Raw genomic sequence first — 26,153 nt, forward strand, 5'->3', positions numbered from 1 at the left:
CACGCCAGGCCACATGCGGGCGTTGCAGTCCTTGCCCGGGCACAAGCCCGCGCGGCGGCCTGCGCCTACGCCTGCGGCCCGGCGCACCCCGTCGCGGCCGCGACCGATTCATTCACAGCTTCTGAGCCGGCAGCTCAGACCGCCAGCAGCCGCCCCGGGTTGGCGTCCAGCTTCTCGAGCGCCTGGCGCGTGGCGCGCAACGTGAGTGCCTCTTCCTCCTGCGGGATCAGCAGGCCGGCCTGCAGGTAGGCCGCCAGGCGCTTGGCCTGGATCAAGGTGCTGCGCCCATCCATGGCCGCGAACAGGAACAGCTGCCTGCGCTCGCTGCGCCAGGCCAGCTGCACCTGGCTGATCTTCTGGTTGTGGTCCAGCGTGAACCAGTGGCCCAGCTGCAACTCGTGCGCCCAGGCCAGCATGGCCTCGCTGGGCTTGGCGCCGGCGTCGGGGATCACGTCGATGGACGAGGCGTCGATGCCCAGCATCAGTTCGATGCTGTCGGCGTCCAGCGGCAGGTCGCCCATGCTCTCGTCGCTGACGAAGTCCTCCAGGTTGGCCAGGCGCTGGGCCATCATGTCGATGCGGGCCTGCGGGATGGCTTCGGTCTTGGACATGAAGGCGTCGGCCAGCGTGTCGCTGATGCGCTTGATGTGGCCTTCCTGCACGGGCGAGGACAAGCCCAGCAACGTCATGCCCTGGCGCAAGCGCTGCAGCAGCGCCGGCAGGCTCTGGATCACGCGCGCGCGGTCGGCCCGGTTGGGCTTGGCACTGGCGGCCCACACCAGGTCGGCAGCCGAGCGCTTGAAGGCCACCGTCTCCTCATCCTGCGGCCCCTTGCGCACGGCGGCCATGGCCAGCACCTCGGCCCAGACCTTGAACAGGAACTCGCGCACCTCGTCGCGCACCGGCATGTCCTTGAGCATGTTGCGCAGCTCGATCGTGTACTGGATCGCGAGCGTCTCTTTCTGCTCGACCTGCTGCGCCACGCTGACCACCTTGGAGGCCGCGCCCTTTTCCGTCAGGTACTTGGAGAGGAATTTCTGGAACTCGTCGTAGACCAGCTGGAACACGCGCCGGCCGGTCTCGGGGTACTGCTCGATGACCTGCACCACGCGCCGGATCTCGGCCTCCAGTGCACTGCCGCTGATGGCATGGGCGTCGAAGCCCAATGCGCACGAGCCCATGCGGTCGATCAGCTGGCGCGCCGGGTGGTTCAGCGTGCCGAAGAACTCGGGTTCGGCCAGCGCCACGCGCAGCACCGGCAGCTGCAGCCGGGCGAACCAGACACGCACCGCCGCCGGGATGCGCTCTTCGGCCAGGATGCTCTGGAACATCAGCGCCACGATCTCGATCGTGGCCTTCTCGCCGTCCGTGGACGCCTTCTTCTTGAGCTCGTTGGAGCGCTCGCGCAGCACGCCGGCCACGCGGACCACGCTGGCCTGGGTGTAGGCCGCGCCGCTGCCCAACTCGGTGTCGCCGATCAGCATGTCCGGATCGACCAGGCTTTGGCTCTGGTGCAGCGCATTGGCCAGCGTCGGCGTGATCTCCTGCTTGGCGGTGGCCTCGAAGATGCCGGCGGTCTGCTCGCTCAGCACGCGGCGCAGCTGGCCCAACACGCCCTGGGCGCGGCGGCGGGCGCGCGCCAGCGGCGACATGGCGGCCACCATCTGGCCGTCGGCCAGGTGGCGGTTGCGCTGGCCGTCGTCCCGCGCGAGCGGTTGCGCGGTGTCGGGGCCGCGGCGCGCGGCACCCGACGACCCGTTGTCCAGCGCGTCCTGGCCGGTCGGCACATCGCGCTGCGCCTGGGCCTGGGCCTGGGCCGCAGGCTGCCCCGGCGACGCCGAAGACATCTGCGTCAGGCGCACGCGGTACTTGGTTTCGCCGTCGGTCTGCACGCCCGAAGACACCAGCAGGGCTTCGCAGGACTTGCAGGCGTCCAGCAGATGCGCCGCCAGTTCGCGCTGCAGGGCCTCGACGACAAGCAACAGGCTCGCGCGCGGCAGGCGGGTCGCCAGCCATTGTTCGATCAGCAAGCGCATCAGCGTCTCGGGCCGCAACACATCGTCCGGCGCGAGCTCGTCGCTCTTTTCCAGTTGCTGCACCCGCACCCGCAGTTCGGACAGCGGCCCGCCGACGCGCTCCAGCAAGGCCAGCGCCAACCGCGAGGCCAGGATCTTGTTCTCCACCACGTCGTCACCGACCAGCGAGAGCTCGAGCACCGGCGGCACCGGCTTGGACGGCACGGCCGCCGGATCGGCCCGGGCCGCGCGCTGCCAGGCGGCCGCCACGGCCTCTTCCCAGGCGCGGCCATGGCTCTGGAACAGCGTCCAGGCGTCGCGCCGTTCCTGCATCTCGCGCACCGAACTGACCTGCTCCAGCGCCTGGGTCAGGCGCTCCTTGACCGCAACACCGACCTCGCCCAGGCGCCGGCTGAGTTCGGCCACGAAATGCTGGCGCGTGCGCCGGGCCAGCGGATGGTCGGGTGTGGCGGTGGTAGGCATGGACGTTCGGTGGCTGTCCTTCTAGACGACGGCGCCCGAATTCGGGTCGTTCGGGTCTTCGTCCTTCTTGGTGGCCTTCACCAGGTCCTCCCGCTTGACGCCCAGCCACATCGCGATCGCCGCGGCGACGAAGCACGACGAGTAGATGCCGAAGCAGATGCCGATGGTCAGCGCGAGCGCGAAGTAGTGCAGCGTGGGGCCGCCGAAGAAGAACATGGACAGCACCACCAGCTGCGTCGAGCCGTGGGTGATGATGGTCCGGCTGATGGTGCTGGTGATGGCCGAGTCGATGACCTCCTGCGTGCTGAGCTTGCGGTAGCGCCGGAAGTTCTCGCGCACACGGTCGAAGATCACGACCGACTCGTTGACCGAATAGCCCAGCACGGCCAGCACCGCCGCCAGCACCGCCAGCGAGAACTCCCACTGGAAGAAGGCGAAGAAGCCCAGGATGATGACCACGTCGTGCAGGTTGGCGAGCACCGTGGACACGGCGAACTTCCACTCGAAGCGGAAGGCCAGGTAGACCATGATGCCGACCACCACCATGGCCAGCGCCTTCAGGCCATTGGTGGTGAGCTCCTCACCGACCTGCGGCCCGACGAATTCCACGCCACGCAGCGTGACGCCGGGGTCCACCGCCTTGAGCGCATCCACGACCTGGGTGGACTGCTGGGTGGCGTTCATGTCCTTGCGCGCAGGCAGGCGGATCTGCACGTCGCGCGAGGAGCCGTAGGCCTGCACCAGCACCTCGGAGTAGCCGAGCGTGCCGATGGTCTCGCGCACCTTGCCGATGTCGGCCGATTGTTCGTAGGCCACTTCCATCACGGTGCCGCCCGTGAACTCCACCGACAGGTGCAGTCCGCGGTGGAACAGGAAGAACACGGCCAGCGCAAAGGTCAGGAACGAGATCGCGTTCAGCACCAGCGCGTGGCGCATGAACGGGATGGTCTTGCGGATCCGGAAGAATTCCATGTCGTGCTCCTGCGCTTACTTGGCGGGGACCGCCAGCGCGTCCTGCTCGGGCCGCCAGACCGTGCCGATGGACACGCTCTTGAGCTTCTTCTGCCGGCCATACCAGAGGTTCACCAGCGCGCGTGAGAAGAACACGGCCGAGAACATGGAGGTGACGATGCCCAGGCAGTGCACCACGGCGAAGCCGCGGATCGGGCCGGAGCCGAAAGCCAGCAGCGCCACGCCGGCGATGAGCGTGGTCACGTTGGAGTCCAGGATGGTGCCCCAGGCGCGGTCGTAGCCGGCATGGATGGCCGCCTGCGGCGAGGCCCCGGTGCGCAGCTCCTCGCGCACGCGCTCGTTGATCAGCACGTTCGAATCGATCGCCACGCCGATGGCCAGGGCCATGGCCGCGATGCCGGGCAGCGTCAGCGTGGCCTGCAGCATCGACAGCACGGCCACCAGCAGCAGCAGGTTGAAGGCCAGCGCGATCGACGAGAACACGCCGAACAGCGCGTAGTAGGCGCACATGAACACCATGATGGCGACGAAGCCGTACAGCACGCTGTTGAAGCCCTTGCTGATGTTGTCGGCGCCCAGGCTCGGGCCGATGGTGCGCTCCTGGATGATCTCCATGGGCGCGGCCAGCGAGCCGGCGCGCAGCAGCAGCGCCGTGTCGTTGGCCTCGGTGGTGGTCATGCTGCCGGAGATCTGCACGCGGCCGCCAGCGATCTCGGTGCGGATCACGGGCGCCGTGACGACTTCCCCGCGGCCCTTCTCGAACAGGATGATGGCCATGCGCTTGTTGATGTTCTCGCGCGTGACGTCCTTGAAGATGCGGGCGCCCTTGGCGTCCAGCGTCAGGTTGACGGTGGGCTGCTGGGTCTGGCTGTCAAAGCCGGGCTGGGCGTCGGTCAGGTTCTCGCCGGTCAGCACCACCTGGCGCTTCACGATGACGGCCTGGCCGGCGCGGTCCAGGTAGCGCTCGGAGCCGAACGGCACGGTGCCGGTGCCGGTCTCGGCGCTGCGGGCCTCGGTGCTCTCGTCCACCAGGCGCACCTCCAGCGTGGCGGTGCGGCCCAGGATGTCCTTGGCCTTGGCCGTGTCCTGCACGCCGGGCAGCTGGACCACGATGCGCTCCAGGCCCTGCTGCTGGATCACCGGCTCGGCCACGCCGAGTTCGTTGATCCGGTTGTGCAGCGTGGTGATGTTCTGCTTGAGCGCAGCGTCCTGCAGGCGGCGGGCGGCCTCCGGCTTGATGCTGGCGACCAGCTTCCAGGTGTTGCCTTCCTGGCTGTCGGTAGACGACAGGTCGGGGAACTGGTCCTGGATCACATTCCTGGCGGCGGCCAGCGCCTGGGCGTCGCGGAAAGTGATTTCCACGTTCTGGCCACTGCGGTTGACCGAGGCACCGCGGATGTTCTTGTCCCGCAGCGCCGTGCGCAGGTCGCCGGCGAACGATTCGGCGCGCTTGTCGATGGCGCCCTTCATGTCCACCTGCAGCAGGAAGTCCACGCCGCCGCGCAGGTCCAGGCCGAGGTACATGGGATGGGCGTTCAGTGCGGCCAGCCAGGCCGGCGAGCGCGGCACCAGGTTCAGCGCGACCACGTAAGAGGGGTCGGCCGTGTCCGGCACCAGCGCGCGCTGCAGGGCGTCGCGCGCCTTGAGCTGCCCGTCCGGCGTCGCGAAGCGCGCGCGCACGGAGCCGCCGTCCAGCGACACCAGATCGGGCGTGGCGCCCGCCTCTTTCAGGATCTGCTCGACACGCTCACGCGTGGTGGCGTCCACCTTCACACTGGCCTTGCCGGCAGACACCTGCACGGCCGGCGCTTCGCCATAGAAATTGGGCAGGGCATAGATCAGCCCCAGAAGCAGCACGACCACGATGGTCACGTACTTCCATACCGGATAACGGTTCATGATCGGCCGCGCCCCGCAAGGCGCCTCTCCACGGGAAACGACTTACTTGACGGTGCCCTTGGGCAGAACCTGCACGACAGCGTGGCGCTGCAGTTGCACCTCGACGCCATTGGCGATCTCCACGCTCAGCGAACCTTCGCCGATCTTGGTGACCTTGCCGATCAGGCCGCCAGCCGTGGCGATCTCGTCGCCCCTGGCCAGCGCGTCGATCATGGCGCGGTGCTCCTTCTGCTTCTTCATCTGTGGACGGATCATGATGAAGTACAGCACCACGAACATCAGCAGCAGCGGCAGCATGCTGCCCAGCGACGACATCAGGTCACCGCCACCGGAAGCTGCAGCAGGCGCGGTTTGGGCAAAAGCGGAAGAAATCAGCACGAAGCGTCTCCAGACGAGGATGCAAAGATCGAAAAGCGCGCGAATGCGCGCAACGCCGCGCGCGGTAAACGCACGAAGCAAGCGAAAAACAGGCGATTGTATGCCGCTGGCCTTGACGGGTCGCGGAGGCCCCAGCCGGCATAAGGCCGGGCTGGGGCAAGGTCAGGCGGCGCGCGCCTGGCTGGCCGGGTCGCGGAAAGCGGCCTGCAGCTGCACCCACTTCTGGCGGGCAGCTGCCAGGTTGCGCTCCTTCACATGGCCGTAGCCTTTGATCTGCTCGGGGATGCGCGCGATGTCCAGCGCCACGGGATGGTTGGCGGCGTTCAGGCCGGCCAGCACCTCGTCGATGCTGGCGCGGTACTCGCCGATCAGCGCGCGCTCGGTCCGGCGCTCCTCGGTGCGGCCGAACACGTCGAGCGCCGTGCCGCGCAGGCCCTTCAGCTTCGCCAGGATCTTGAAGCCCGTCAGCATGGACGGGCCGAACTTGGTCTTTTGGAGTTCGCCCTTGGCGTTCTTCTTGGCCGTCATGGGCGGCGCCAGGTGGTAGTTGATGGTGTAGTCGCCCTCGAACATGCCGTGCACGCGGGCCAGGAAGGCCGGGTCGCTGTGCAGCCGCGCCACCTCGTACTCGTCCTTGTAGGCCATCAGCTTGAACAGGTAGCGCGCCACGGCCTCGCTGAGGGGCAGGTGCTTGGGCGCGCCCATCGCCTGCTCGCGTGCGCGCACCTTCTCGACGAAGGCCTGGTATTCACCTGCGTAAGCGGCGTTCTGGTAGCCGGTCAGGAACTCCACGCGGCGGGCGACCATTTGCTCCAGCGTCTCGCGCTTCTTGAAGTCGATGACCTGCACCTTGCCGCCCGCGCCGGCCAGCAGCTGCTCCATGGCCGCGGGCTCGGCCGCCGCGCGGCGGCCCCAGGCGAAGGCCGCCTTGTTCTGCTCCACGGCCACGGCGTTGAGTTCGATCGCGCGCATCAACGAGTCGAACGCCAGCGGGATCCACCCCTTCTGCCAGGCGTAACCCAGCATCATGGGGTTGACGTAGATGGTGTCGCCCATCAGCTTGGTGGCGGCCGCATCGGCATCGAAGCGGCCCAGGCCAACGTCGCCGACGATCTGCGCGAGTTCGGCGGCACAGGCGTCGGCCGGGTTCTGCCATTCGATGTTCTTGACGAAGGCCGCCGTCGGCGCGCCGTGCACGTTCAGCGCCACATGCGTGCGACCCTCGCGCATGCGCATCGTGGATTCCTCGTTCGCCGCCACCAGCGGGTCGCAGCCCAGGATCAGGTCGGCCGCTGCCATGGAGACGCGCGTGGTGCGGATGTCGTCCTGGTGGTTGCCGATCAGCACGTGGCTCCAGGTGGCGCCGCCCTTCTGCGCCAGGCCAGCCGCGTCCTGCGTGACGATGCCCTTGCCTTCCAGGTGCGCGGCCACGCCCAGCAGCTGGCCGATGGTGATGACGCCCGTGCCGCCGACGCCGGCCACCACGATGCCCCAGGTGCCGTTGAGGGCGGGCAGCGCCGGCTCAGGCAGCGCGCCGAGCTCGAAAGGCGACGGCGCCTGCGCCTTGGACTTGCCCTTGAGCTTGCCGCCCTCCACCGTCACGAAGCTCGGGCAAAAACCCTTGAGGCAACTCATGTCCTTGTTGCAGGTGCTCTGGTTGATGGTGCGCTTGCGACCGAACTCGGTCTCCAGCGGCTCCACCGACAGGCAGTTGGACTGCACGCTGCAGTCGCCGCAGCCCTCGCAGACCAGGTCGTTGATGACCACGCGCTTGGCCGGGTCCACGGCCGTGCCGCGCTTGCGGCGCCGGCGCTTCTCGGTGGCGCAGGTCTGGTCGTAGATGATGGCCGTGGTGCCGGGCATCTCGCGGAACTGCCGCTGGATCTCGTCCAGCTGGTCGCGGTGGTGCACCGTCACGTGGTCGCCCGGAATGGCCACACCCTGGTACTTCTCGGGCTCGTCGGTCACGACGACGACCTTCTTGGCGCCCTCGGCATGCAGGCTCTCGGCGATCTGCAGCACCGAGTGGCCTTCGGGCCGCTCACCGACCTGCTGGCCGCCGGTCATCGCGACCGCGTCGTTGTAGAGGATCTTGTAGGTGATGTTGACGCCCGCCGCGATGCTCTGGCGGATCGCCAGCAGCCCGCTGTGGAAGTAGGTGCCGTCGCCCAGGTTGGCAAAGATGTGCTGGTCGGTGGTGAAGGGCTGCTGGCCGACCCAGGGCACGCCCTCGCCGCCCATCTGCGTGAAGCCGATGGTGGAGCGGTCCATCCAGGTCGCCATGAAGTGGCAGCCGATGCCCCCCATGGCGCGCGAGCCGTCCGGCACCTTGGTGCTGGTGTTGTGCGGGCAGCCCGAGCAGAACCAGGGCAGGCGGTCCGCACCCTGCACGCCGCCGACTTCCAGCACCTGCATGGAGCGCTCCTTGGCCTCCAGGATGGCCAGCTGTGCATCCACGCGCGCCACCATGTCGGCGCCGCCTGCGGCCAGCACGCCGGTCTTGTGCAGGCGCTGGGCCAGCGCCTTGGCGATCAGCGCGGGCGACAGGTCGGCATTGGCGCGCAGCAGCGTGTTGGCCGTGGGGTTGGCCATGGACCATTCGCCGCCCGAGAAATCGCCCCCGACTTCGTTGAACTTGCCCAGCACGTTGGGGCGCACATCCGAGCGCCAGTTGTACAGCTCTTCCTTGAGCTGGTACTCGATGACCTGGCGCTTCTCCTCGACCACCAGGATCTCCTGCATGCCGGTGGCGAAGTCGCGCGTGAGCTGGGCCTCCAGCGGCCAGACCACGCCGACCTTGTGCAGCCGGATGCCGAGCTGGCGGCAGGTGGCGTCGTCCAGCCCCAGGTCGAGCAACGCTTGGCGCGTGTCGTTGTAGGCCTTGCCGCTGGCGATCAGGCCGTAGCGGTCGTTCGCACCCTCGATGGCGTTGTAGTTGAGCTTGTTCGCGCGGATGTAGGCCAGCGCGGCGTACCACTTGTAGTGGAACAGGCGGGCCTCCTGCTCGAGCGCGTGGTCGGGCCAGCGGATGTGCACGCCGCCCTCGGGCATCTGGAAATCGGTGGGAATCTGGATCTGCACCCGGTCCGGATCGATCATCGCGGTCGCGCTGGATTCGACGATTTCCTGGATGGTCTTCATGCCGGCCCACACGCCGGAGAAACGGCTCATCGCGAAGGCGTGGATGCCCAGGTCCAGGATCTCCTGCACGTTGGCCGGGAAGAACACCGGCAGGCCGCAGGCCTTGAAGATGTGGTCGCTCTGGTGCGCGGCGGTCGAGCTCTTGGAGATGTGGTCGTCGCCGGCCACCGCGATCACGCCGCCCCAGGGCGTGGTGCCCGCCATGTTGGCGTGCTTGAACACGTCCGAGCAACGGTCCACGCCCGGGCCCTTGCCGTACCAGATGCCGAACACGCCATCGAACTTGTTGGTGCCCGGCGGCGAGAAGCCCAGCTGCTGCGTGCCCCACAGGGCGGTGGCAGCCAGTTCCTCGTTCACGCCGGGCTGGAACACGATGTTCTGCGCCTTGAGGAACTTGCTGGCCTTCCACAGGGCCTGGTCGTAGCCCCCGAGTGGCGAGCCGCGGTAGCCGCTGATGAAGCCGGCGGTGTTCTTGCCCACTTGGGCATCGCGCAGCCGCTGCAGCATCGGCAGCTTGACCAGCGCCTGCACGCCGCTCATGAAGGCGCGGCCGTAGTCCAGGCTGTACTTGTCGTCGAGCGTGACGGTTTCTAGCGCCTTGCGGATGTGCTCGGGCAGCGGTGCGTTCATCGTGGGGGTCTCCTGAAAGTAGGGCTTGCGCGTCGTGGGCGCTGGCGACGGTTTCTGCGGGCCAGTGTATTGAGATGGCGCAGATATGTCCTTTCTTTTGATTCCCTAATTTCGACCAATTCAGAAAGCTTCTTGCTGTAAATTGGCTGTTATGGAAACGCTCGACAAGTTCGACTTGGCAATCCTGCAAGAACTGCAGGCCGACGGCCGGCTCAGCAACGCCGAGCTTGCGCAGCGCGTGGGCCTGTCGGCCGCGCCCTGCTGGCGCCGCGTGAAGGCGCTGGAAGACACCGGCTTCATCAAGGGCTACCACGCCGAGATCGACCGGCGCCGCATCGGCCTGGGGGTGCTGGCCTTCGTGCGGCTGGACGCCGACCGCAACAACGGCAACGTCACGCGCGAGCTGGAAGACGCGATCCGCAAGCTGCCCGAAGTCGTCTCGTGCCACTACATCAGCGGCGCCGGCACCTTCGAGCTGCAGGTGGTCTCGCGCGACCTGGACAGCTTTGCGCAGTTCGCGCGCGAGGTGCTGATCAACCTGCCCAACGTGAAGGACCTGCACACCAGCTTTTCGCTGGGCGAGGTCAAGGAGAGCAGTGCGCTGCCGCTCGGCCACCTGCAGCCGCGCTGACACCCAAAGCCGGCAAGAGCCAGGCTTTTCCCTGCTTGCCGGGCGATTTGAAGGGGTGGGCCATTTCTAGAATCGAGCGCCATGGATTCGCCCCTGCTGCAACACGAAAGCCCCTGGAACACCGAGCTGCTGCTGCCGCGGATCACCCAGGATGCCGGGCTCACGCAGATGCAGATCGCCGCAGGCGGCCTGTCGCTGGTATTGAGCCGTCTGAGCCCCGAGTTCGCCCGCAGCCGGTTCCTGCCGACGCGCCGCGTGGTGCAGCGGCTCACGCGGGCGCTGGAATACCGCAACCCGGCCAAGGCCCACCTGGTCGCCGAAGACGTGGCGCAAACCCTGCGCGAGTGCGAACGTGCACTCGACCCCGGCACCGCCATGGCATTGAAATCGCTGCTGGCCCAGACCCAGCGCCGCGAAGCCGAGGCCGCGCAGAACGAACGTGCCGACGACTACAGCCTGAGCGACTTCATGGCCGAACAGGAACTGGCGTTCGGCAGCGGCGTCGAGACACGGCCGCACTCCCTGACAGCAAACTGACGCAGGGTAAATCCCGAGGCCAGCAACGAACAAATTGTCCTAAAGTCCTTTGTGTTGTCCGGCGGCCCTGCCGACCGGATACGAGAGGTCCGAGGAGACATTCCAACCAAGTCCAAGACATCACTCAGACATCCGTACGAGATGTTCCAAACTTCAAGACGCCGCTTCTGCGGCGTTTTTTTTTGCCTGCGCAGAACGGGGAGCCAGGCTCAGCGGGCAACGGCCGGCGTTGGCGTCTGCGCCACCTGCACCGGTCCCGGTGCCGCCGCCTCGGCCATGGACGCGCCCACGACGGGCGGTGCCGGCAGGTCGGGCACCTCGGCGATCGGCCGTGGCTTGCCCACCGGTGGCCCGCCCTTGCCGGCGCGCACATGGGCCAGGTCGGCTTCGTTGGGATACACGCCGGCCACCCAGAAATCGAAGACCCGGCGCGCGATCGGCGCGGCGGCCTCGGCGCCCCAGCCCGCGTTCTCGACGATGAGCGCCAGCGCGATGGTGGGCTTGTCGGCCGGTGCGAAGGCCATGTACAGCGCGTGGTCGCGCTGGTACTCGGCCAGCGCGGCGGCGTTGTACTTGCTCTTCTGGCCGATGGTGACGGCCTGGGCCGTGCCGGTCTTGCCGCCCGACAGGTAGGCCGCACCGGAGAACACGCGCGTGGCCGTGCCCTCCTGCGTCACGCCGACCAGCGCACGCCGGATCGCCGCCACGTTCTCGGGCTTGTAGTTGAGGCTCACGCCGGGCTCGCGCACCACCGGGCGCCGCTCGCCCGTCACGCTGTCTTCCACGGCCAGGGCCAGGTGCGGCTGGTGCTTGACGCCGCTGCTCGCCAGGATGGATGTGGCCTGCGCCAGCTGCAGCATGGTGAAGGTGTTGTAGCCCTGGCCGATGCCGAGCGAAATCGTCTCGCCCGCATACCACTTCTGGTGCTCGGGCCGGCGGTAGGCCTTGCGCTTCCAGGCCTGGCTGGGCAGCACGCCACGCACCTCACCCTGAAGGTCCAGCCCCGTGAGCTGGCCGAAGGTCAGCGGTGCCATGAAATCGTGGATGGCGTCCACGCCCATGTCGTTGGCCAGGGAGTAGTAGTAGACGTTGCTGGACTTGACGATGCTGCGGTGCAGGTCCACCGCGCCCAGGCCGCCGTCGCCGTGGCTGCGGTAAGTGTGGCCACCGAAGGTCCAGGAGCCGCCGTCGCTGGTGATGTCGCCGGGCCGGCGCTTGCCGGTCTCCAGCGCGGCCAGCCCCATGAAGGGCTTGTAGGTCGAGCCCGGCGGGTAGGTGCCACGCAGCGCACGGTTCAGCAGCGGCCGGGCCATGGACTCGCTGAGCGCGGCCCAGCTCTCCTGGTCGATGCCCTCGACGAACAGGTTGGGGTCGTAGGTCGGCTTGCTGACGAAAGCCAGCACCTCGCCGGTCTGGGGATCCAGCGCCACCAACGCACCGCGGCGCTCGCCGTACAGGTCCTCGACCAGCTTTTGCAGCCGCGCATCGATCGACAGCACCACGGTGTTGCCCGGCGTGGCCTTGCTGCTGGCCAGGCGCCGCACCGCACGGCCGCCGGCCGAGGTCTCGATCTGCTCCACGCCAGCCTTGCCGTGCAGTTCGGTCTCGTAGCTCTGCTCGATGCCCAGCTTGCCGATGTACTCCGTGCCCTTGTAGTTACCCTCGTCGTCGGTCTCTTCCAGCCGCGCCTTCTCGGCCGCGTTGATGCGGCCGATGTAGCCGACCACATGGGCGCCGAGTTCGCCCTGTGGGTAGTGGCGAAACAGCCGCGCCTTGATGTCCATGCCCGGGAAGCGGTAGCGCTGGGCCGCAAAGCGTGCCACCTCCTCGTCCGAGAGCCGCGTGCGGATCGGCAGCGACTCGAAGTTGCGCGACTCGTCCAGCAGCTTGCGAAAGCGCCGGCGGTCGCGCGGCGTGACCTCGATGACCTCGGACAGCGCATCGATGGCCGGCTCCAGCGGCCCGACCTTGGACGGTGTGATCTCCAGCGTGTAGGCCGAGTAGTTGCTGGCCAGCACCACGCCGTTGCGGTCCAGGATGTGGCCCCGCGTGGGTGCCACCGGCACGATGGCCGTGCGGTTGCGCTCGGCCTGGGCGCGCAGGTCTTCGTGGCGCCCCACCTGCAGAACCACCAGCCGCGCGAAAAGGCCGGCGAAGGCCAGCAGCACGACCAGGCCGATCACGACCATCCGGCGCCGAAAGCCGGCGAGCTCGCGTTCGACGTCCTTGAACTCGGTCATGCGGGTGGCGCGCGGAGGGCTGGCCTCAAAGCGGCCGATTGTCGTCCGGATCGGGCGCGCGCCGCTGCGGCAGCAGCAAGGCCACGCTGACCACCGGCCACAGCGCGGCCTCCACCACCGGCGTCAACAGCATGCACCAGCCGGGAAAGATGCCGCCGCCCAGGAGGCGCAGCACCCATTCGATGGCATGGGCGACCACGAAGAGCGGCAGCACCTGCATGGCCTGCGAAGGCACGCTGAACCACAGCAGCCGCCGGTGGATGGCGATGGCCAGGTAGCTCAGCACCGTGTAGGCCAGTGCATGCTGGCCCAGCCAGGAGGCCTGGTGCACGTCCATGCACAGGCCGAACACGAAGGCCGTGCCCACGCCCACGCGCAGCGGCTGGTGCACGGTCCAGAACACCAGCACCACGGCCACGAGGTCGGGCGTCCAGGCCGCGCGGCCCCACAGGCCCATGTTCTGGACCATGTTGAGCAGCAGCGCGACGACCAGGCTGCTCCAGATGAAGACCGGGCTGGCCGGCAGCAGCAGCTGCTGGCCTGGGCGCATGATCATTTCGTGGCCCCCCGGGCTGCGGATGCCTTCGCCGCCGGCGCCGAAGCCTTGGCCGCCGGCGCCTCGGCCCCGGCCATCTCGGCGGCCGGGCGCAGCGGCTCCAGCACCATCACATGGCGCACGCCGGCCAGCTGCGCGAGCGGCCGGCAGTAGATGCGCGCAAAGGTCGAATCGGCCTGGCGCTCCACGGCTTCCACCACGGCCACGCGCAGGCCGCCCGGGTAGACGCCGTCGACGCCGCTGGTGGTGAGCAGGTCGCCGACCTGCACATCGGAATTGCCGGCCATGAAGCGCAGCTCCAGAACGCCGCCCAGGTAGCCGGGGTTGCCATAGGCCACGCTGCGCGCGCCCGTGCGCGCATTGAGCACGGGGATCGCCTGGTCCCGGTCGATCAGCAGCGTGACCTCGCTGACCAGCGGCAGCACGCGCGTGACCTGGCCCAGCACGCCCCCGGCATCGAGCACGGGCGCGCCGGCCGCCACGCCATGCGTGAGACCGCGGTCGATGACGACCTTGCGCACATAGGGATCGGCCGCGTCGTAGAGCACCTCGGCCGCCTGGCCCGGCACCGTGAGCCGCTCGCGCAGGCCCAGCAGGCTGCGCAGCTGCTGGTTTTCCAGCTGCAGCAGGTCGGACTGGCCGGCACGCTGCGACTGTTCGGCCATGCGCCGCTCGGCCGCGTCGGCACGGGCCTGCACCGCGGTCAGGCTGTCCACGTAGACGCTACCGCCCTGCACCAGGCGCACCGGCCCGAGCGCCGCCCACTGCACGGGATAGAGCACGGTCGCCACGGCCGCGCGCAACGGCCGCATCAGCGCGAAACGCGCATCGGCCACCATCAGGAACAGGGCCACCGCGCTGAACACCATGAGCTTGGTGAGCGCGGAAGGGCCCTGCTTGAAGAACGGTGGCGGGGTTCTGTCCAGCGTACCGAGTGGCATCGCCTACCCCTGGGACTTACTCGCTGGTGAAGATGGAACCCAGGCGGTCCATGCGCTCCAGCGCCAGGCCGCAGCCGCGCACCACGCAGGTCAGCGGGTCCTCGGCCACGAGCACCGGCAGGCCGGTTTCCTCGGCCAGGAGCCGGTCCAGGTCGCGCAGCAGCGCGCCGCCGCCGGTCAGCATCATGCCGCGCTCGGCGATGTCGGCACCCAGTTCGGGCGGCGTCATCTCCAGGGCGTTCTTGACCGAGGCGACGATGTTGTTGAGCGGATCGGTCAGCGCTTCCAGGATCTCGTTGGACGAGATCGTGAAGCTGCGCGGCACGCCTTCGGACAGGTTGCGGCCCTTGACTTCCATCTCCTTGACTTCGGAGCCCGGGAAGGCCGAGCCGATGTTCTTCTTGATGGCCTCGGCCGTGGGCTCGCCGATCAGCATGCCGTAGTTGCGGCGGATGTAGTTGATGATGGCGTCGTCGAAGCGGTCGCCGCCGACGCGCACGCTGCCCTTGTAGACCATGCCGCCCAGCGAGATCACACCGACCTCGGTGGTGCCGCCGCCGATGTCGACGACCATGGAACCGGAGGCCTCGGCCACTGGCAGGCCGGCGCCGATCGCGGCGGCCATGGGTTCTTCGATCAGGTAGACCTGCGAGGCACCCGCGCCGAGCGCGGATTCACGGATGGCGCGGCGCTCGACCTGGGTGGAACCACAGGGCACGCAGATGATGATGCGCGGGCTGGGCCGCAGCACGCCGCGCGGGTGCACCATCTTGATGAACTGCTTGAGCATCTGCTCGGTGACGGTGAAGTCGGCGATCACGCCGTCCTTCATCGGGCGGATCGCCTCGATGTTGCCCGGCACCTTGCCCAGCATGGCCTTGGCTTCCTTGCCGACGGCCTGGATCGTCTTCTTGCCTTGGGGGCCACCTTCGTGGCGGATGGCGACAACCGACGGCTCGTCCAGGACGATGCCCTTGTCGCGCACGTAGATCAGGGTGTTGGCCGTGCCAAGGTCGATCGCCAGGTCGGTCGAGAAATACCGACGGAAAGCACCAAACATTGAAAAATTCCTCTCGGGGGCACGGCATGCGCATCGGCTTGCGGTCGCCCCGGCTTCGGTCGAATCGGGTGGGTGTAGGCGCGTCAGGCAGCGTGAAACCGGCCCTCGCGCAAAGGCGGGATAATACCCGATCCCCCCGTGAAAACCCGCTGCAAAGCCTTGTGGCAGGCCGTTTCCGCGACCTTTCTGCTTGCAATTTTTCCATGGCACTGACCTCCGACGACATCTCGCGCATCGCCAACCTGGCGCGGCTGGAACTGCACGATGCCGAGCGTGCGCGCATGCTCGGCCAGATCAACGGCTTCTTCGACATCGTCGAGCGCATGCAGGCCGTGGACACCACCGGCGTGGTGCCGCTGGCCCACCCGGCCGACGTGGTGTCCGACGTGACGCTGCGCCTGCGCGTGGACGCCGTCAGCGAACCCGACGCGCGCGAAGCCAACCAGCGCAGCGCGCCGGCCGTCGAGCGCGGCCTGTTCCTGGTGCCGAAAGTGATTGAGTGAGTGATCGAGTGAACATGGCCTTCGACCTGACCCAAGCCTCCGTCGCCGCCATCGCGGCCCGCATCCAATCCCGTGAACTGTCCGCCGTCGAGGCAGCCCAGCACTTCCTGGCGCGCATCGAGGCGCACCGCGGCCTCAACGCCTTTGTCGCTGTCGACCCCGAGGAGACGCTGGCCCAGGCGCGCGCGGCCGACGCAGCGGTTGCCGCCGGCACCGCTGGCCCGCTGGCCGGCGTGCCGATCGCGCACAAGGACATCTTCGTCACGCGTGACTTCCCGACCACGGCCGGCTCGAAGATGCTCAAGGGCTACCGCTCGCCGTTCGACGCGACCACGGTGGCGCGCTTGGCCACGGCCGGCGCCGTCACGCTGGGCAAGCTCAATTGCGACGAGTTCGCGATGGGCTCGTCCAACGAGAACTCGGCCTACGGCGCCGTGCAGAACCCCTGGGACGCCACGCGCATCCCGGGTGGCTCCTCGGGCGGCAGCGCCGCGGCCGTGGCCGCGCGCCTGGCCCCGGCCGTGACCGGCACCGACACGGGCGGATCGATCCGCCAGCCGGCCGCCTTCTGCGGCGTCACCGGCATCAAGCCGACCTACGGCCGCGCCTCGCGCTACGGCATGGTGGCCTTCGCCTCCAGCCTGGACCAGGCCGGCCCGATGGCACGCAGCGCCGAAGACTGCGCGCTGCTGCTCTCGGCCATCTGCGGCCCTGACCTGGACCGCGACTCGACCTCGCTGGACCGCCCGACCGAAGACTTCGGCCGCAGCCTCAGCGACCGCCTGGAAGGCCTGCGCATCGGCGTGCCCAAGGAGTTCTTCGGCGACGGCCTGGCGGCCGATGTGCGCGCCGCGCTGGACGCTGCGCTGAAGGAGTACGAAAAGCTCGGCGCGCGCCTGGTCGAGATCTCGCTGCCGCGCACCGAACTGGCCATTCCCGTCTACTACATCATCGCGCCGGCAGAAGCCAGCTCGAACCTCAGCCGCTTCGACGGCGTCAAGTTCGGCCACCGCGCCGCCCAGTACGGCGACCTGCTGGACATGTACAAGAAGACACGTGCCGAAGGCTTCGGCGACGAGGTCAAGCGCCGCATCATGGTCGGCACCTATGTGCTGAGCCACGGCTACTACGACGCCTACTACCTCAAGGCGCAGCAGATCCGCCGCATGATCGCCGACGACTTCCAGCGGGCCTTTCAGTCGTGCGACGTGATCGCCGGCCCGGTCGCCCCCACCGTGGCCTGGAAGCTCGGCGACAAGTCCGACGACCCCGTGGCCAACTACCTGGCCGACATCTACACCCTGCCCGGCTCGCTGGCCGGCCTGCCCGGCATGAGCCTGCCGGCCGGCTTCGGCGAAGGCGGCATGCCCGTGGGCCTGCAATTGCTGGGCAACTACTTCGGCGAGGCAAAGCTGCTCAACGCAGCCCACCGCTTCCAGCAGGCGACCGACTTTCACCTCCGCACGCCGGAGGGCTTCTGACCATGAGCGAGACCATCAACACCTTCGAGGCCGCGCAGGTCGGTCGTCCCACGGGCCCGCTGGTGCAGGGCTATGAAGTCGTCATCGGCTTCGAGACCCACGCCCAGCTGTCCACCGCCAGCAAGATCTTCAGCCGCGCGTCCACCGCCTTCGGCGCCGAGCCCAACACGCAAGCCTGCGCGGTCGACCTGGCCCTGCCCGGCACGCTGCCGGTCATGAACAAGGGCGCGGTCGAGCGCGCCATCCGCCTCGGCCTGGCGCTGGGCTCGACCATCGCGCCGCGCAGCATCTTCGCGCGCAAGAACTACTTCTACCCCGACCTGCCCAAGGGCTACCAGATCAGCCAGTACGAGATTCCGGTGGTGCAAGGCGGCACGGTGGGCTTCTACCTCGGCGACGAGCACAAGACAGTGCGCCTGGTGCGCGCCCACCTCGAGGAGGACGCCGGCAAGTCGCTGCACGAGGACTTCATCGGCCAATCGGGCATCGACCTGAACCGCGCCGGCACGCCGCTGCTGGAGATCGTGACCGAGCCCGACATCCGCTCGGCGGCCGAGGCCGTGGCCTATGCGCGCGAGCTGCACAAGATCGTGACCTGGATCGGCATCTGCGACGGCAACATGCAGGAAGGCAGCTTCCGCTGCGACGCCAACGTCTCGGTGCGCAAGCCCGGCCAGCCGCTGGGCACGCGGCGCGAGATCAAGAACCTGAACAGCTTCAAGTTCATGCAGCAGGCCATCGACTTCGAGATCCGCTGGCAGATCGAGCAGATCGAGGACGGGCTCAAGATCCAGCAGGCCACCGTGCTGTTCGATCCGGACACGGGCGAGACGCGCGCCATGCGCACCAAGGAAGACGCTGCCGACTACCGCTACTTCCCCGACCCGGACCTGCCGCCGCTGGTGATCGCGCCCGAATGGGTAGAGCAGGTGCGCGGCGAGATGCCCGAGCTGCCGCGCGCCATGGCGCAGCGCTTCGTCGCCGACTATGGCCTGCCGGGCTACGATGCCGCGCAGCTGACGGCCAGCAAGGCCACGTCCGCCTACTTCGAGCAGGCCGCCCAGGCCAGCGGCCAGGCCAAGCTGGCCAGCAACTGGGTCATGGGCGAGATCTCGCGCCGGCTCAACGCGGGCGAACTCGCCATCGACCAGGCGCCGGTCTCGGCCGCGCAGCTGGGCGCGCTCTTGGGCCGCATCGCCGACAACACCATCTCCAACAACGCAGCGCGCCAGGTGTTCGACGCGCTGTGGACCGGCGAAGGCAGCGAAGTCGACGCGGTGATCGAAGCCAAGGGCCTCAAGCAGATGAACGACGACGGCGCGCTCGCGGCCATCCTCGACGAAGTCATCGCCGCGAACCCGGACAACGTCGCGCAGTTCAAGGCCGGCAAGGACAAGGCCTTCAACGCGCTGGTCGGCCAGGCCATGAAGGCGAGCAAGGGCAAGGCCAACCCGGCCCAGGTCAACGCGCTCCTGCGCAAGAAGCTGGAAGGCTGACGCGCCAGCGGCCGCTCAGCGCGGCCGACCGGGCAGGGTCTGCTCGGTCCACAGCTGGCGCAGCCGCGCGAGTTCCTCGTCGTAGCGGTCGTTCACGCGCTTGCGCTCGGCATCCTGCTCGGCGATCACGCGCTGCTGCGCCGCCACGCTGGCCTTGTGCTCGTCGAGCAGGCTGCGCAGCTTGGGCGGCAGTTTCTCGGGCGGGGTGTTCGGGTAGAACTCCAGCTCCCGGTCCAGCAGCTGGCGCTGCTTGTCGAGTGCCTGCATGCGCTGCTGGGCCAACGCCAGCACGCCATCGACCGGCGCCAGCGCTTCGGCGCGCGCGCGGTCGTGGGCGGCCTGGTCGCGGTAGCGCGACAACATCGCGCGGCTGCGGCGGATTTCCTCGTTGTTGCGGGCCTGCTCTTCCGCCGCCCTGCGCTCGCGCGCTTCGATCTGCGCCCGCTCGCTGGCCGTGAGCGAGGGGCCGACCTCACGCCGCAGGCTGCCGCTCGGGTTGAGCTCCTTCTGCGCGCGGTCGATGCATTCCTTGATCGGCCGGTCCGAGGTGATGTGCCGGCCCTGCCCGTCCACGCAGGTGTAGATGCCCTGCGCCTGCACCAGCATGGCCCAGCCTGCGCCGAGCAGGCCGAGCCCCATGCGGGCGCCTGCGCGGGTCACGAGCCGGCGCCCTCCTGCACGCCGTAGCGCTGCCGGTAGGCCAGCACGCGGCCATGGTGCTCGGCCACGGCCGCCTGGCTGCCATCGGCCAGGTACTGCAGCAGGTCTTCGAGCCGGGCGATGGCGCAGACCTGCAGGCCCAGCTGGCCGCGCACGTACTGCACGGCGCTGTGCGGTACGTCGCGGCCATCCTCGGTCGCCATCTCCTGGCGGTCCAGCGCGATGACCACGGCATGCGGCGTGGCGCCGACGGCGCGGATCAGCGCGATGGACTCGCGCACCGCGGTGCCCGCCGACATCACGTCGTCGACCACCAGCACGCGGCCCTGGAGCGGCGCGCCGACCAGCGTGCCGCCCTCGCCATGGTCCTTGGCTTCCTTGCGGTTGTAGGCGAACGGCAGGTTGCGGCCACGCCGCGCGAACTCCACCGCCAGCGCCGCGGCCAGCGGGATGCCCTTGTAGGCCGGGCCGAAAACCATGTCGAACTCGGTGCCGCTGGCCTCCAGGGCCGACGCATAGAATTCTGCGAGCCGGGCCAGCTTGACGCCGTCGTCGAACAGGCCTGCGTTGAAGAAGTACGGGCTCATGCGGCCCGCCTTGGTCTTGAACTCCCCGAAGCGCAGCACCCCGGCCTCGACCGCGAAGCGCACGAAGTCCTGGGCCAATCCATCTTGTTGGCCAGCACCCTCTGCGCCGGCCTTGTGTTCCACCATGGGAGCTTCCTTGTTCAAGTTGACCAGCCTGAATCTCAACGGCATCCGCTCTGCCACCACCAAGGGCGTCGAAGCCTGGATCTCGGCAACGGGCCCGGATTGTATTTGTGTACAGGAAGTCAAAGCCCAGCAGGCCGACGTGCAGGGGCGTTTCGAGCAGCTGGCCGGGCTGCAAGGCTACTTCCACTTTGCACAGAAAAAGGGCTATTCGGGCGTGGGGATCTACAGCCGGCATGTGCCGAGCGACGTACGGATCGGCTTCGGCGCACCCGAGTTCGACGACGAAGGCCGCTACATCGAGCTGCGCTTCGACACGCCGGCCCGCAAGCTCTCGGTGATCAGCTGCTACTTCCCGAGCGGCTCCTCGGGCGAGGAGCGCCAGGCCGCCAAGTTCCGCTTCCTGGACCTGTTCGATCCTTACCTCGTCGCGCTCAAGCAGGAACGCGAATTCATCCTGTGCGGCGACATCAACATCGCCCACCAGCAGATCGACCTCAAGAACTGGCGCAGCAATCAGAAGAACAGCGGCTTCCTGCCCGAAGAGCGCGCCTGGATGACCAAGCTGCTGTCCGAGACCGGCGTGGTCGACGTGTACCGCCGCCTGCACCCCGAAACCACCAGCGAGTGCTACACGTGGTGGAGCAACCGCGGCCAGGCCTGGGCTAACAACGTGGGGTGGCGGCTGGACTACCACCTGGCCACGCCGGCGCTGGCCGCCCATGCGCGCAGCGCCGCGGTGTTCAAGGACCAGCGCTTCAGCGACCACGCCCCGCTGACGATCGATTACGACTTCCCGCTGTGACGCGCTGACGCGCCCGCACGCCCACGCGCGGGCGTGCTCACGGTTCTGCCCTTTCGCCAGGCGCTCCGAGCAAGGCCTCCAGGTCGATCGCCTCGGCCATGCGCCTGTAGCCGGCGTCGCCCGGGTGCAGGTGGTCGCCCGAATCGAGCGCCGGATCGAGCCGCGCAGGGTGCGCAGGGTCGCGCAGCACGGCGTCGAAATCGACCACGGTGTCGAACACGCCCGCATGGCGGATCCATGCATTCAGCGCCTGGCGCAGCGCCTCCTTGCGTGGGCTGTGGTGGCCCTGCAGGGGCGTGCCTTCCAGCGCACCCTCGAAGGGTGGCACCGTGCCGGCCACCACGCGCACGCCCCGCGCATGCGCCTGCTCGACCAGCTGGCGGAACGCACCGGTCAGTTCGGCCAGCGCGGCCGGCGGCTCCCCGGGCGCAAACGGGCTGCCGGGAAAGCCGATGTCGTTGGTGCCGACCAGCACCACGACCGCGCGCACGCCGGCGTGGCCCAGCGCGTCGCGCTCCAGGCGCGCCAGCGCGCTCGCGCCCCAGCCACCAAGCAGCAGGCGGTTGCCGGCGATGCCGGCGTTGAGCACGGCGACGCCGCACGGCGCGAGGCGCCGCGACAGATGGTCGGGCCAGCGCTGGTCCGCACCCAGGCTGGAGCCGTTGCCATCGGTGATGGAGTCGCCGATCGCGACGACGGTCGCCGGCGCATGTCCGGTGTCGACCCACAGGCCGGAGACGAACGCGCGGGTGCTCAGGGTCTGCTGCACCGGTGCCTCGGGGCGTCCCACGGCATTGCCTTGCAGGAGCAGCGTCTGCTCCTGCGCGTCCCAGTGGAAGCCGGCGGTCCCGGTGGCCTGCGGCAGATGGAGATCGACTTGCAGCCGCTCGCCGGCAGCGACGGGCAGGTCGAGCGGGTCGCTGACCGCCCGCGCACCGGGGGGCACCAGCATGCCGTCCTGCCCATGGAAGCGGACCGCGTGCGCCGGTCCTGCACCCTCCCTGCGCAGAGCCACCGCACCCAGCGTCAGCGGCGCGCTGCCGTGTTCGTTGCTGATGACCAGCCGGACCTGCGCTCCGCCCAGGCTGCTGCGCAACGACTGGCGCAGCGTCACATCGCGCAGGCTGGTCGGCATTCCGAGCGGGACGACCCAGCCCTCGCCCCAGACGGGCTGGGCGGCAGAGAACCAGGTCGGCTGCCACTGCGCGGGCAGCGCGGCGGCAGCCGATACGGACAGAAGCGCCGCCAGCGGGGCGGCAAGGAGGAAGCGTGTGGTGCGTTGCATGCCCGCACTGTCGCCATTCCCGTTCGGCTTGAGAAGATGGCAAAGTGGAAGCCTTCCCATTCGAAACTGGAATGACATGGACCGGCTTCGTGCGATGCACATGTTCGTCAGGGCGGCAGAGCTCGGCAGCCTGTCGGCGGCGGCACGCTCGCTCTCCACCACCCAGCCCACGGCAAGCAAGCTGGTCGCGGCGCTGGAGGCCTCGCTCGGCGTGCAATTGCTGGAGCGCGGGCCCGCGCGCGCTGCGCTGACCGAGGAAGGCCTGCGCTTCGCCGACAGCGCGCGGCGCCTGCTGGAAGACTACGAGGAGGCGGTCGCCGACCTGGACCACAGCACCCGCGCGCCGCGCGGCCTGGTGCGCATCGCGGCGCCGGTGGCGCTGGGCGAGCTCAAGCTCAGCGCGCTGATGCTGCGCACGCTGCAGCAATACCCCGAGTTGCAGATCGACCTGGTGCTGGAAGACCGATTCGTCGACCCGGTCGAGGAACGCTTCGACCTCACCGTGCGCATCGGAGGCACGCTGCCGCCTGAGCTGGTGGCGCGCGCGCTGGCCACTTGGCCACGCTACATCGTCGCTTCGCCCGGATACGTGGAGCGCCACGGCCTGCCCAGTGCACTGGAGGACCTGGCCCGCCACAGCTTCCTGCGCTACCCGGGATGGACCGACGACGTGGTGACCCTCAGCAGCGCCGAAGGCCGCGTGGACCTGCCGGTCGCCACGCGCTACCGCATCAACCATGCGGTCGCGCTGCTGGACGCGGTGCGCGCAGGCGCCGGCATTGCGTTCCAGCCTTGCTGGATGGTCAACGACCTGATCCAGCGCAACGAGCTGGTGCACCTGCTGCCGCAGTGGAACGGGCCGTCGCAGAACGCCTGGCTGGTCCACCCGCGCCGCCGTCGGCAGCCGATGCGGGTGCAGCTCATGAAGGACTTGCTGGTCCGCGAGATCCAGGCGCTGTAGCGCCCAGGCGGTGGCGCACTGGCCCGGCGCAGGCCAGGCAGGTCGCCGGACCGGGGCCGGCACGTTGCGCAGCGGGCGGCAAGGCCCACCGGTGAATCGGCCCCCGCAACGCATGACACGTTCGGCCGACAGACAAGTCATGCAGTGACCGCTACATTTGGCGCTGCCCCGTTGCATCAACACCCGTCCAAGCGATGACCGTGCCGGCCGCCGTCCCCGACAACGAAGCTGAACGCCTGCAACGCCTGCGCGAGTTGCTCGTGCTCGACAGCGAGCCCGAGCCGCTGTTCGACACGCTGGCCCGCACGGCGGCCGAGTTCTGCGGCACCTCGGCCGGCCTGGTGTCGCTGGTGGATGCGGAGCGCCAGTGGTTCAAGGCCAACTACGGCCTCGGCGAGGCGCGCGAGACGCCGCGCGATGTCGCGTTCTGCGCCCACGCCATCCTGGGCGACACGGTCTTCCAGGTGCCCGACGCCCACCAGGACCCGCGCTTCGTCGCCAACCCCCTGGTCAGCCAAGACCCCAACATCCGCTTCTATGCCGGCGCGCCGCTGGCCCTGCCTGGCGGCGAACGCGTGGGCACGCTGTGCGTGATCGACTTCGAAGCGCGCGCGCTCACGCCCGAGCAATCCCGCATGCTGCAGCGCCTGGGCCAGCTCGCTGTGCAGGCGCTGATCATGCGGCGCGAGCTGCTGGACCGCGCGCTGGCGATCCGCGGCGAGTACGAGCACGCCCTGGCCGACCGCGAGCAGTTCCTGCGCCTGATCACCGACAACCTGCCTGTGCGCATCGGCTACGTGGACAACCAGCGCCGCTACCAGTTCGTCAACCGCGCGCAGGCCGAGCGCTACGACCTGCCGCCCGGCGCCATCGTCGGCCAGAGCCCGCGCATGCTGATCAAGCGCGAGCCCGACCCCAGCGTCAGCGCGCGCGTGGACGACGCACTCACGGGCCAGGCCCAGCGCTTCGAGTTCGACGACGCGCAGGACGACGGCGCCGTGCGCCGCATCGATTGCCAGCTGATCCCGCACCTCGGTGCAGGCGGCAAGGTACTGGGCCTGTTCACGACCGGCGTGGACATCACCGAACGCGCGGAGACCGAGCGTGCGCTGCTGCGCCAGACGGCCACGCTGCGTTCGGTGGCCGAGCTGATCCCGGCGATCGTCGCGGTGCTGGATGCCGATGGCCGATACCGTTTCGTCAACGGCGCGTTCGAGCGCTGGCACGGCCTTCCGCGGGCCGAGATCGTCGGCCGCACCATGCACGACCTGCTCGGCAAGCCCGAGTTCGACCCCGTGCGGCCGTGGATCGCCCGCGCCCTGGCGGGCGAGGAGGTCAGCTTCGAACTGCACTTTCCGGGGCGCAGCCATGGCCAGCACCTGGCCGTCAACTACATCCCGCTGCGGCTGGACAACGGCACGCTGGACGGCTTCGTCGCGGTGGGCCAGGACATCACCCAGCACCGCCAGGAGGCGCAGCGCCTGCTGGGCCTGGCCCAGCGCGACGCCATGACCGGCCTGCTCAACCGCGCCGGCCTGCAGGACTGGCTCGACTTCCAGCAGGCGCACGGCGATGCCGCGCAGATCGGCCTGCTGTGCATCGACCTGGACCGCTTCAAGCCCGTCAACGACCAGCACGGCCACCCGGTCGGCGACGCGCTGCTGCAGGTCTTCGCCGAGCGCCTGCGCATGCTGGTGCGGCCCAGCGATGCCGTGGTGCGCATGGGCGGCGACGAATTCGCCGTGCTGCTGGCCGGCGTGCGCGACGGCCATGGGCTGCAGGCCGTGGCCGACAAAGTGCTGCAGGTGGCGCACCGGCCCTTCCATGTGGGCGCATTGCACCTGCAGATCGGGGCCAGCGTGGGCATGGCGCTCGGCCTGGATGCCAGCGGCGGCTGGGATGGGCTGCTGGCCCGGGCAGACGCGATGCTGTACCGCGCCAAGAGCGAAGGCCGGGGCCGCGCCGCGATGGCGCCGACGCCGACGCCGCGCACGCTGCACGGACCTCAGCGCGGCGCGTAGCCCCCTTGCCGCGCCAGGTGCACCTGGTGCAGCGTGATCTTGCGCACCTCGGCCTGGCTGGTCTCGATGTGGGCCCGCATCAGCATCGCGGCCTGGTCGCCGCGCTTGCGCTGCACCGCCTTGAGGATCTTGGCGTGCTCGTCGTAGGTGGCATCGATGCGCATCTGCTGCGTGAAGTCGAGCCTGCGGATGATGCGGATGCGCTCGGTCACCTCGCGGTGCACGCGCGCCATCTCCGCGTTGCCGGCCGCCGCCACGATCTGGCAGTGGAACTCCTCGTCCCACTGCGAGACCTGGGCCATGTCGCTGCTGCGCTCGGCCTGCGGCGCCAGCCAGATCGCGGCCAGCGCGTCGAGCAGGCCGTGGTCCACGCGCACCACGCCTTCGCAGAGCCGGTGGATGGCGGTCGTCTCCAGCACCATGCGCAGGTCGTAGAGCTGCTCGAACTGGTCGAAGTCGAACGGCAGCACGCGCCAGCCGGCGCGGAACAGCACCTCGACGAAGCCCTCCTGCTGCAGCCGGAACAGCGCCTGGCGCACCGGCGTGCGTGAGACGCCCAGCCGCTCGCTGATCTCGTTCTCGGTGAAGCGGTCGCCGGGCACGAGCTGGAAGTCGGCCACATCGCGCTTGAGCTGTTCGTAGACCTCGTCGGCACGCGAGCGGAACGCCACGGCCGGCGCAGCCGGTGGCTTCTTGGAAACGGTAGGAGGCACGGGCGCGTGGAGCCAGGGAAATGGAGAAGGCGCTA

21 protein-coding genes are annotated in these 26,153 nt (G+C 68.9%); 8 read left to right on the forward strand and 13 right to left on the reverse strand.

Features of this window, described 5'->3' with window-relative positions:
• Window positions 1-134: 134 nt before the first annotated feature.
• The 5 genes from DES41_RS16615 to DES41_RS16635 all read right to left on the reverse strand — a co-directional run bounded on the left by DES41_RS16615 (window position 135) and on the right by DES41_RS16635 (window position 9,518).
• Complete coding sequence (locus DES41_RS16615) at window positions 135-2,498, reverse strand: DUF1631 family protein (protein ID WP_114468764.1); 2,364 nt, start codon at window positions 2,496-2,498, stop codon at window positions 135-137.
• A 21-nt stretch (window positions 2,499-2,519) separates the two neighbouring features.
• Window positions 2,520-3,470: a protein translocase subunit SecF gene (gene secF / locus DES41_RS16620; RefSeq protein ID WP_114468765.1), complete on the reverse strand. Its 951-nt coding sequence runs from the start codon at window positions 3,468-3,470 to the stop codon at window positions 2,520-2,522.
• 15 nt (window positions 3,471-3,485) lie between these two features.
• Window positions 3,486-5,369 (reverse strand): protein translocase subunit SecD, encoded by a 1,884-nt coding sequence (gene secD, locus DES41_RS16625; RefSeq protein ID WP_114468766.1) that lies wholly within the window; start codon window positions 5,367-5,369, stop codon window positions 3,486-3,488.
• A gap of 42 nt (window positions 5,370-5,411) precedes the next feature.
• Complete coding sequence (gene yajC / locus DES41_RS16630; protein WP_114468767.1) at window positions 5,412-5,747, reverse strand: preprotein translocase subunit YajC; 336 nt, start codon at window positions 5,745-5,747, stop codon at window positions 5,412-5,414.
• A gap of 162 nt (window positions 5,748-5,909) precedes the next feature.
• On the reverse strand, window positions 5,910-9,518 hold the full coding sequence (locus DES41_RS16635; RefSeq protein ID WP_114468768.1) for an indolepyruvate ferredoxin oxidoreductase family protein: 3,609 nt from the start codon (window positions 9,516-9,518) through the stop codon (window positions 5,910-5,912).
• A gap of 151 nt (window positions 9,519-9,669) precedes the next feature.
• On the opposite strand from DES41_RS16635, the gene DES41_RS16640 reads away from it, so the two are divergent.
• Window positions 9,670-10,149 carry an Lrp/AsnC family transcriptional regulator gene (locus DES41_RS16640; RefSeq protein WP_114468769.1) on the forward strand — a complete coding sequence of 160 codons (480 nt, stop codon included), beginning with the start codon at window positions 9,670-9,672 and terminating at the stop codon, window positions 10,147-10,149.
• Window positions 10,150-10,230: 81 nt separating this feature from the next.
• Entirely contained in the window at window positions 10,231-10,686 is a 456-nt protein-coding gene (locus DES41_RS16645; RefSeq protein WP_114468770.1) for a hypothetical protein, read from the forward strand.
• Between the two features lie 209 nt (window positions 10,687-10,895).
• Here the strand turns inward: DES41_RS16645 and mrdA are convergent, their stop codons facing one another.
• From mrdA to DES41_RS16665, 4 genes are read right to left on the reverse strand one after another with little or no spacing between them, the layout of a single operon-like run.
• Complete coding sequence (mrdA, locus tag DES41_RS16650) at window positions 10,896-12,926, reverse strand: penicillin-binding protein 2 (RefSeq protein WP_114468771.1); 2,031 nt, start codon at window positions 12,924-12,926, stop codon at window positions 10,896-10,898.
• Between the two features lie 25 nt (window positions 12,927-12,951).
• On the reverse strand, window positions 12,952-13,482 hold the full coding sequence (mreD, locus tag DES41_RS16655) for a rod shape-determining protein MreD (RefSeq protein WP_114468772.1): 531 nt from the start codon (window positions 13,480-13,482) through the stop codon (window positions 12,952-12,954).
• Complete coding sequence (gene mreC, locus DES41_RS16660) at window positions 13,479-14,423, reverse strand: rod shape-determining protein MreC (protein WP_114468773.1); 945 nt, start codon at window positions 14,421-14,423, stop codon at window positions 13,479-13,481. Before mreC ends, mreD begins: the two co-directional genes overlap by 4 nt.
• Window positions 14,424-14,439: 16 nt before the next feature.
• A complete protein-coding gene (locus DES41_RS16665; RefSeq protein ID WP_056671509.1) occupies window positions 14,440-15,483 on the reverse strand; it encodes a rod shape-determining protein in 1,044 nt (347 codons plus the stop codon).
• Window positions 15,484-15,686: 203 nt separating this feature from the next.
• Here DES41_RS16665 and gatC point away from each other — a divergent pair, with 203 nt between their 5' ends.
• Genes gatC through gatB form a run of 3 tightly spaced genes read left to right on the forward strand, consistent with a single transcriptional unit; the run spans window position 15,687 to window position 18,963 of the window.
• Window positions 15,687-15,986, forward strand: coding sequence for an Asp-tRNA(Asn)/Glu-tRNA(Gln) amidotransferase subunit GatC (gene gatC, locus DES41_RS16670; protein ID WP_114468774.1), 300 nt, complete (start codon window positions 15,687-15,689; stop codon window positions 15,984-15,986).
• Between the two features lie 14 nt (window positions 15,987-16,000).
• Entirely contained in the window at window positions 16,001-17,467 is a 1,467-nt protein-coding gene (gatA, locus tag DES41_RS16675; RefSeq protein ID WP_114469019.1) for an Asp-tRNA(Asn)/Glu-tRNA(Gln) amidotransferase subunit GatA, read from the forward strand.
• Between the two features lie 2 nt (window positions 17,468-17,469).
• On the forward strand, window positions 17,470-18,963 hold the full coding sequence (gatB, locus tag DES41_RS16680) for an Asp-tRNA(Asn)/Glu-tRNA(Gln) amidotransferase subunit GatB (RefSeq protein ID WP_114468775.1): 1,494 nt from the start codon (window positions 17,470-17,472) through the stop codon (window positions 18,961-18,963).
• 15 nt (window positions 18,964-18,978) lie between these two features.
• On the opposite strand, the gene DES41_RS16685 is transcribed toward gatB, so the two are convergent.
• Together DES41_RS16685 and pyrE are read right to left on the reverse strand one after the other, a co-directional pair.
• Window positions 18,979-19,623: a DUF4124 domain-containing protein gene (locus DES41_RS16685; protein WP_245965741.1), complete on the reverse strand. Its 645-nt coding sequence runs from the start codon at window positions 19,621-19,623 to the stop codon at window positions 18,979-18,981.
• On the reverse strand, window positions 19,620-20,336 hold the full coding sequence (gene pyrE / locus DES41_RS16690) for an orotate phosphoribosyltransferase (protein ID WP_114468776.1): 717 nt from the start codon (window positions 20,334-20,336) through the stop codon (window positions 19,620-19,622). Before pyrE ends, DES41_RS16685 begins: the two co-directional genes overlap by 4 nt.
• A gap of 10 nt (window positions 20,337-20,346) precedes the next feature.
• Between pyrE and DES41_RS16695 the strand changes: the two genes are divergently transcribed.
• Window positions 20,347-21,138, forward strand: coding sequence for an exodeoxyribonuclease III (locus DES41_RS16695; protein WP_114469021.1), 792 nt, complete (start codon window positions 20,347-20,349; stop codon window positions 21,136-21,138).
• A 37-nt stretch (window positions 21,139-21,175) separates the two neighbouring features.
• Here DES41_RS16695 and DES41_RS16700 read toward each other — a convergent pair whose 3' ends face one another.
• Complete coding sequence (locus tag DES41_RS16700; RefSeq protein ID WP_114468777.1) at window positions 21,176-22,423, reverse strand: SGNH/GDSL hydrolase family protein; 1,248 nt, start codon at window positions 22,421-22,423, stop codon at window positions 21,176-21,178.
• A gap of 76 nt (window positions 22,424-22,499) precedes the next feature.
• On the opposite strand from DES41_RS16700, the gene DES41_RS16705 reads away from it, so the two are divergent.
• Together DES41_RS16705 and DES41_RS16710 are read left to right on the forward strand one after the other, a co-directional pair.
• Complete coding sequence (locus tag DES41_RS16705; protein WP_114468778.1) at window positions 22,500-23,384, forward strand: LysR family transcriptional regulator; 885 nt, start codon at window positions 22,500-22,502, stop codon at window positions 23,382-23,384.
• A 194-nt stretch (window positions 23,385-23,578) separates the two neighbouring features.
• Entirely contained in the window at window positions 23,579-25,405 is a 1,827-nt protein-coding gene (locus DES41_RS16710; RefSeq protein WP_114468779.1) for a sensor domain-containing diguanylate cyclase, read from the forward strand.
• Here the strand turns inward: DES41_RS16710 and DES41_RS16715 are convergent.
• Entirely contained in the window at window positions 25,390-26,118 is a 729-nt protein-coding gene (locus tag DES41_RS16715) for a GntR family transcriptional regulator (protein ID WP_114468780.1), read from the reverse strand. The two genes, DES41_RS16710 and DES41_RS16715, sit on opposite strands and share 16 nt — an antisense overlap.
• Window positions 26,119-26,153 lie beyond the last annotated feature (35 nt).

Source organism: Pseudorhodoferax soli, assembly GCF_003337555.1.
Lineage (GTDB): Bacteria > Pseudomonadota > Gammaproteobacteria > Burkholderiales > Burkholderiaceae_C > Pseudorhodoferax > Pseudorhodoferax soli.

Excerpts from the sequence above, each read along its gene's own strand:
- DES41_RS16615 (WP_114468764.1), bottom strand. The coding sequence starts at position 2,498 with ATGCCTACCACCGCCACACCCGACCATCCGCTGGCCCGGCGCACGCGC.
- secF (WP_114468765.1), bottom strand. The coding sequence starts at position 3,470 with ATGGAATTCTTCCGGATCCGCAAGACCATCCCGTTCATGCGCCACGCG.
- secD (WP_114468766.1), bottom strand. The coding sequence starts at position 5,369 with ATGAACCGTTATCCGGTATGGAAGTACGTGACCATCGTGGTCGTGCTG.
- DES41_RS16635 (WP_114468768.1), bottom strand. The coding sequence starts at position 9,518 with ATGAACGCACCGCTGCCCGAGCACATCCGCAAGGCGCTAGAAACCGTC.
- DES41_RS16640 (WP_114468769.1), top strand. The coding sequence starts at position 9,670 with ATGGAAACGCTCGACAAGTTCGACTTGGCAATCCTGCAAGAACTGCAG.
- DES41_RS16645 (WP_114468770.1), top strand. The coding sequence starts at position 10,231 with ATGGATTCGCCCCTGCTGCAACACGAAAGCCCCTGGAACACCGAGCTG.
- mrdA (WP_114468771.1), bottom strand. The coding sequence starts at position 12,926 with ATGACCGAGTTCAAGGACGTCGAACGCGAGCTCGCCGGCTTTCGGCGC.
- mreD (WP_114468772.1), bottom strand. The coding sequence starts at position 13,482 with ATGATCATGCGCCCAGGCCAGCAGCTGCTGCTGCCGGCCAGCCCGGTC.
- mreC (WP_114468773.1), bottom strand. The coding sequence starts at position 14,423 with ATGCCACTCGGTACGCTGGACAGAACCCCGCCACCGTTCTTCAAGCAG.
- DES41_RS16665 (WP_056671509.1), bottom strand. The coding sequence starts at position 15,483 with ATGTTTGGTGCTTTCCGTCGGTATTTCTCGACCGACCTGGCGATCGAC.
- gatC (WP_114468774.1), top strand. The coding sequence starts at position 15,687 with ATGGCACTGACCTCCGACGACATCTCGCGCATCGCCAACCTGGCGCGG.
- gatA (WP_114469019.1), top strand. The coding sequence starts at position 16,001 with ATGGCCTTCGACCTGACCCAAGCCTCCGTCGCCGCCATCGCGGCCCGC.
- gatB (WP_114468775.1), top strand. The coding sequence starts at position 17,470 with ATGAGCGAGACCATCAACACCTTCGAGGCCGCGCAGGTCGGTCGTCCC.
- pyrE (WP_114468776.1), bottom strand. The coding sequence starts at position 20,336 with ATGGTGGAACACAAGGCCGGCGCAGAGGGTGCTGGCCAACAAGATGGA.
- DES41_RS16700 (WP_114468777.1), bottom strand. The coding sequence starts at position 22,423 with ATGCAACGCACCACACGCTTCCTCCTTGCCGCCCCGCTGGCGGCGCTT.
- DES41_RS16705 (WP_114468778.1), top strand. The coding sequence starts at position 22,500 with ATGGACCGGCTTCGTGCGATGCACATGTTCGTCAGGGCGGCAGAGCTC.
- DES41_RS16710 (WP_114468779.1), top strand. The coding sequence starts at position 23,579 with ATGACCGTGCCGGCCGCCGTCCCCGACAACGAAGCTGAACGCCTGCAA.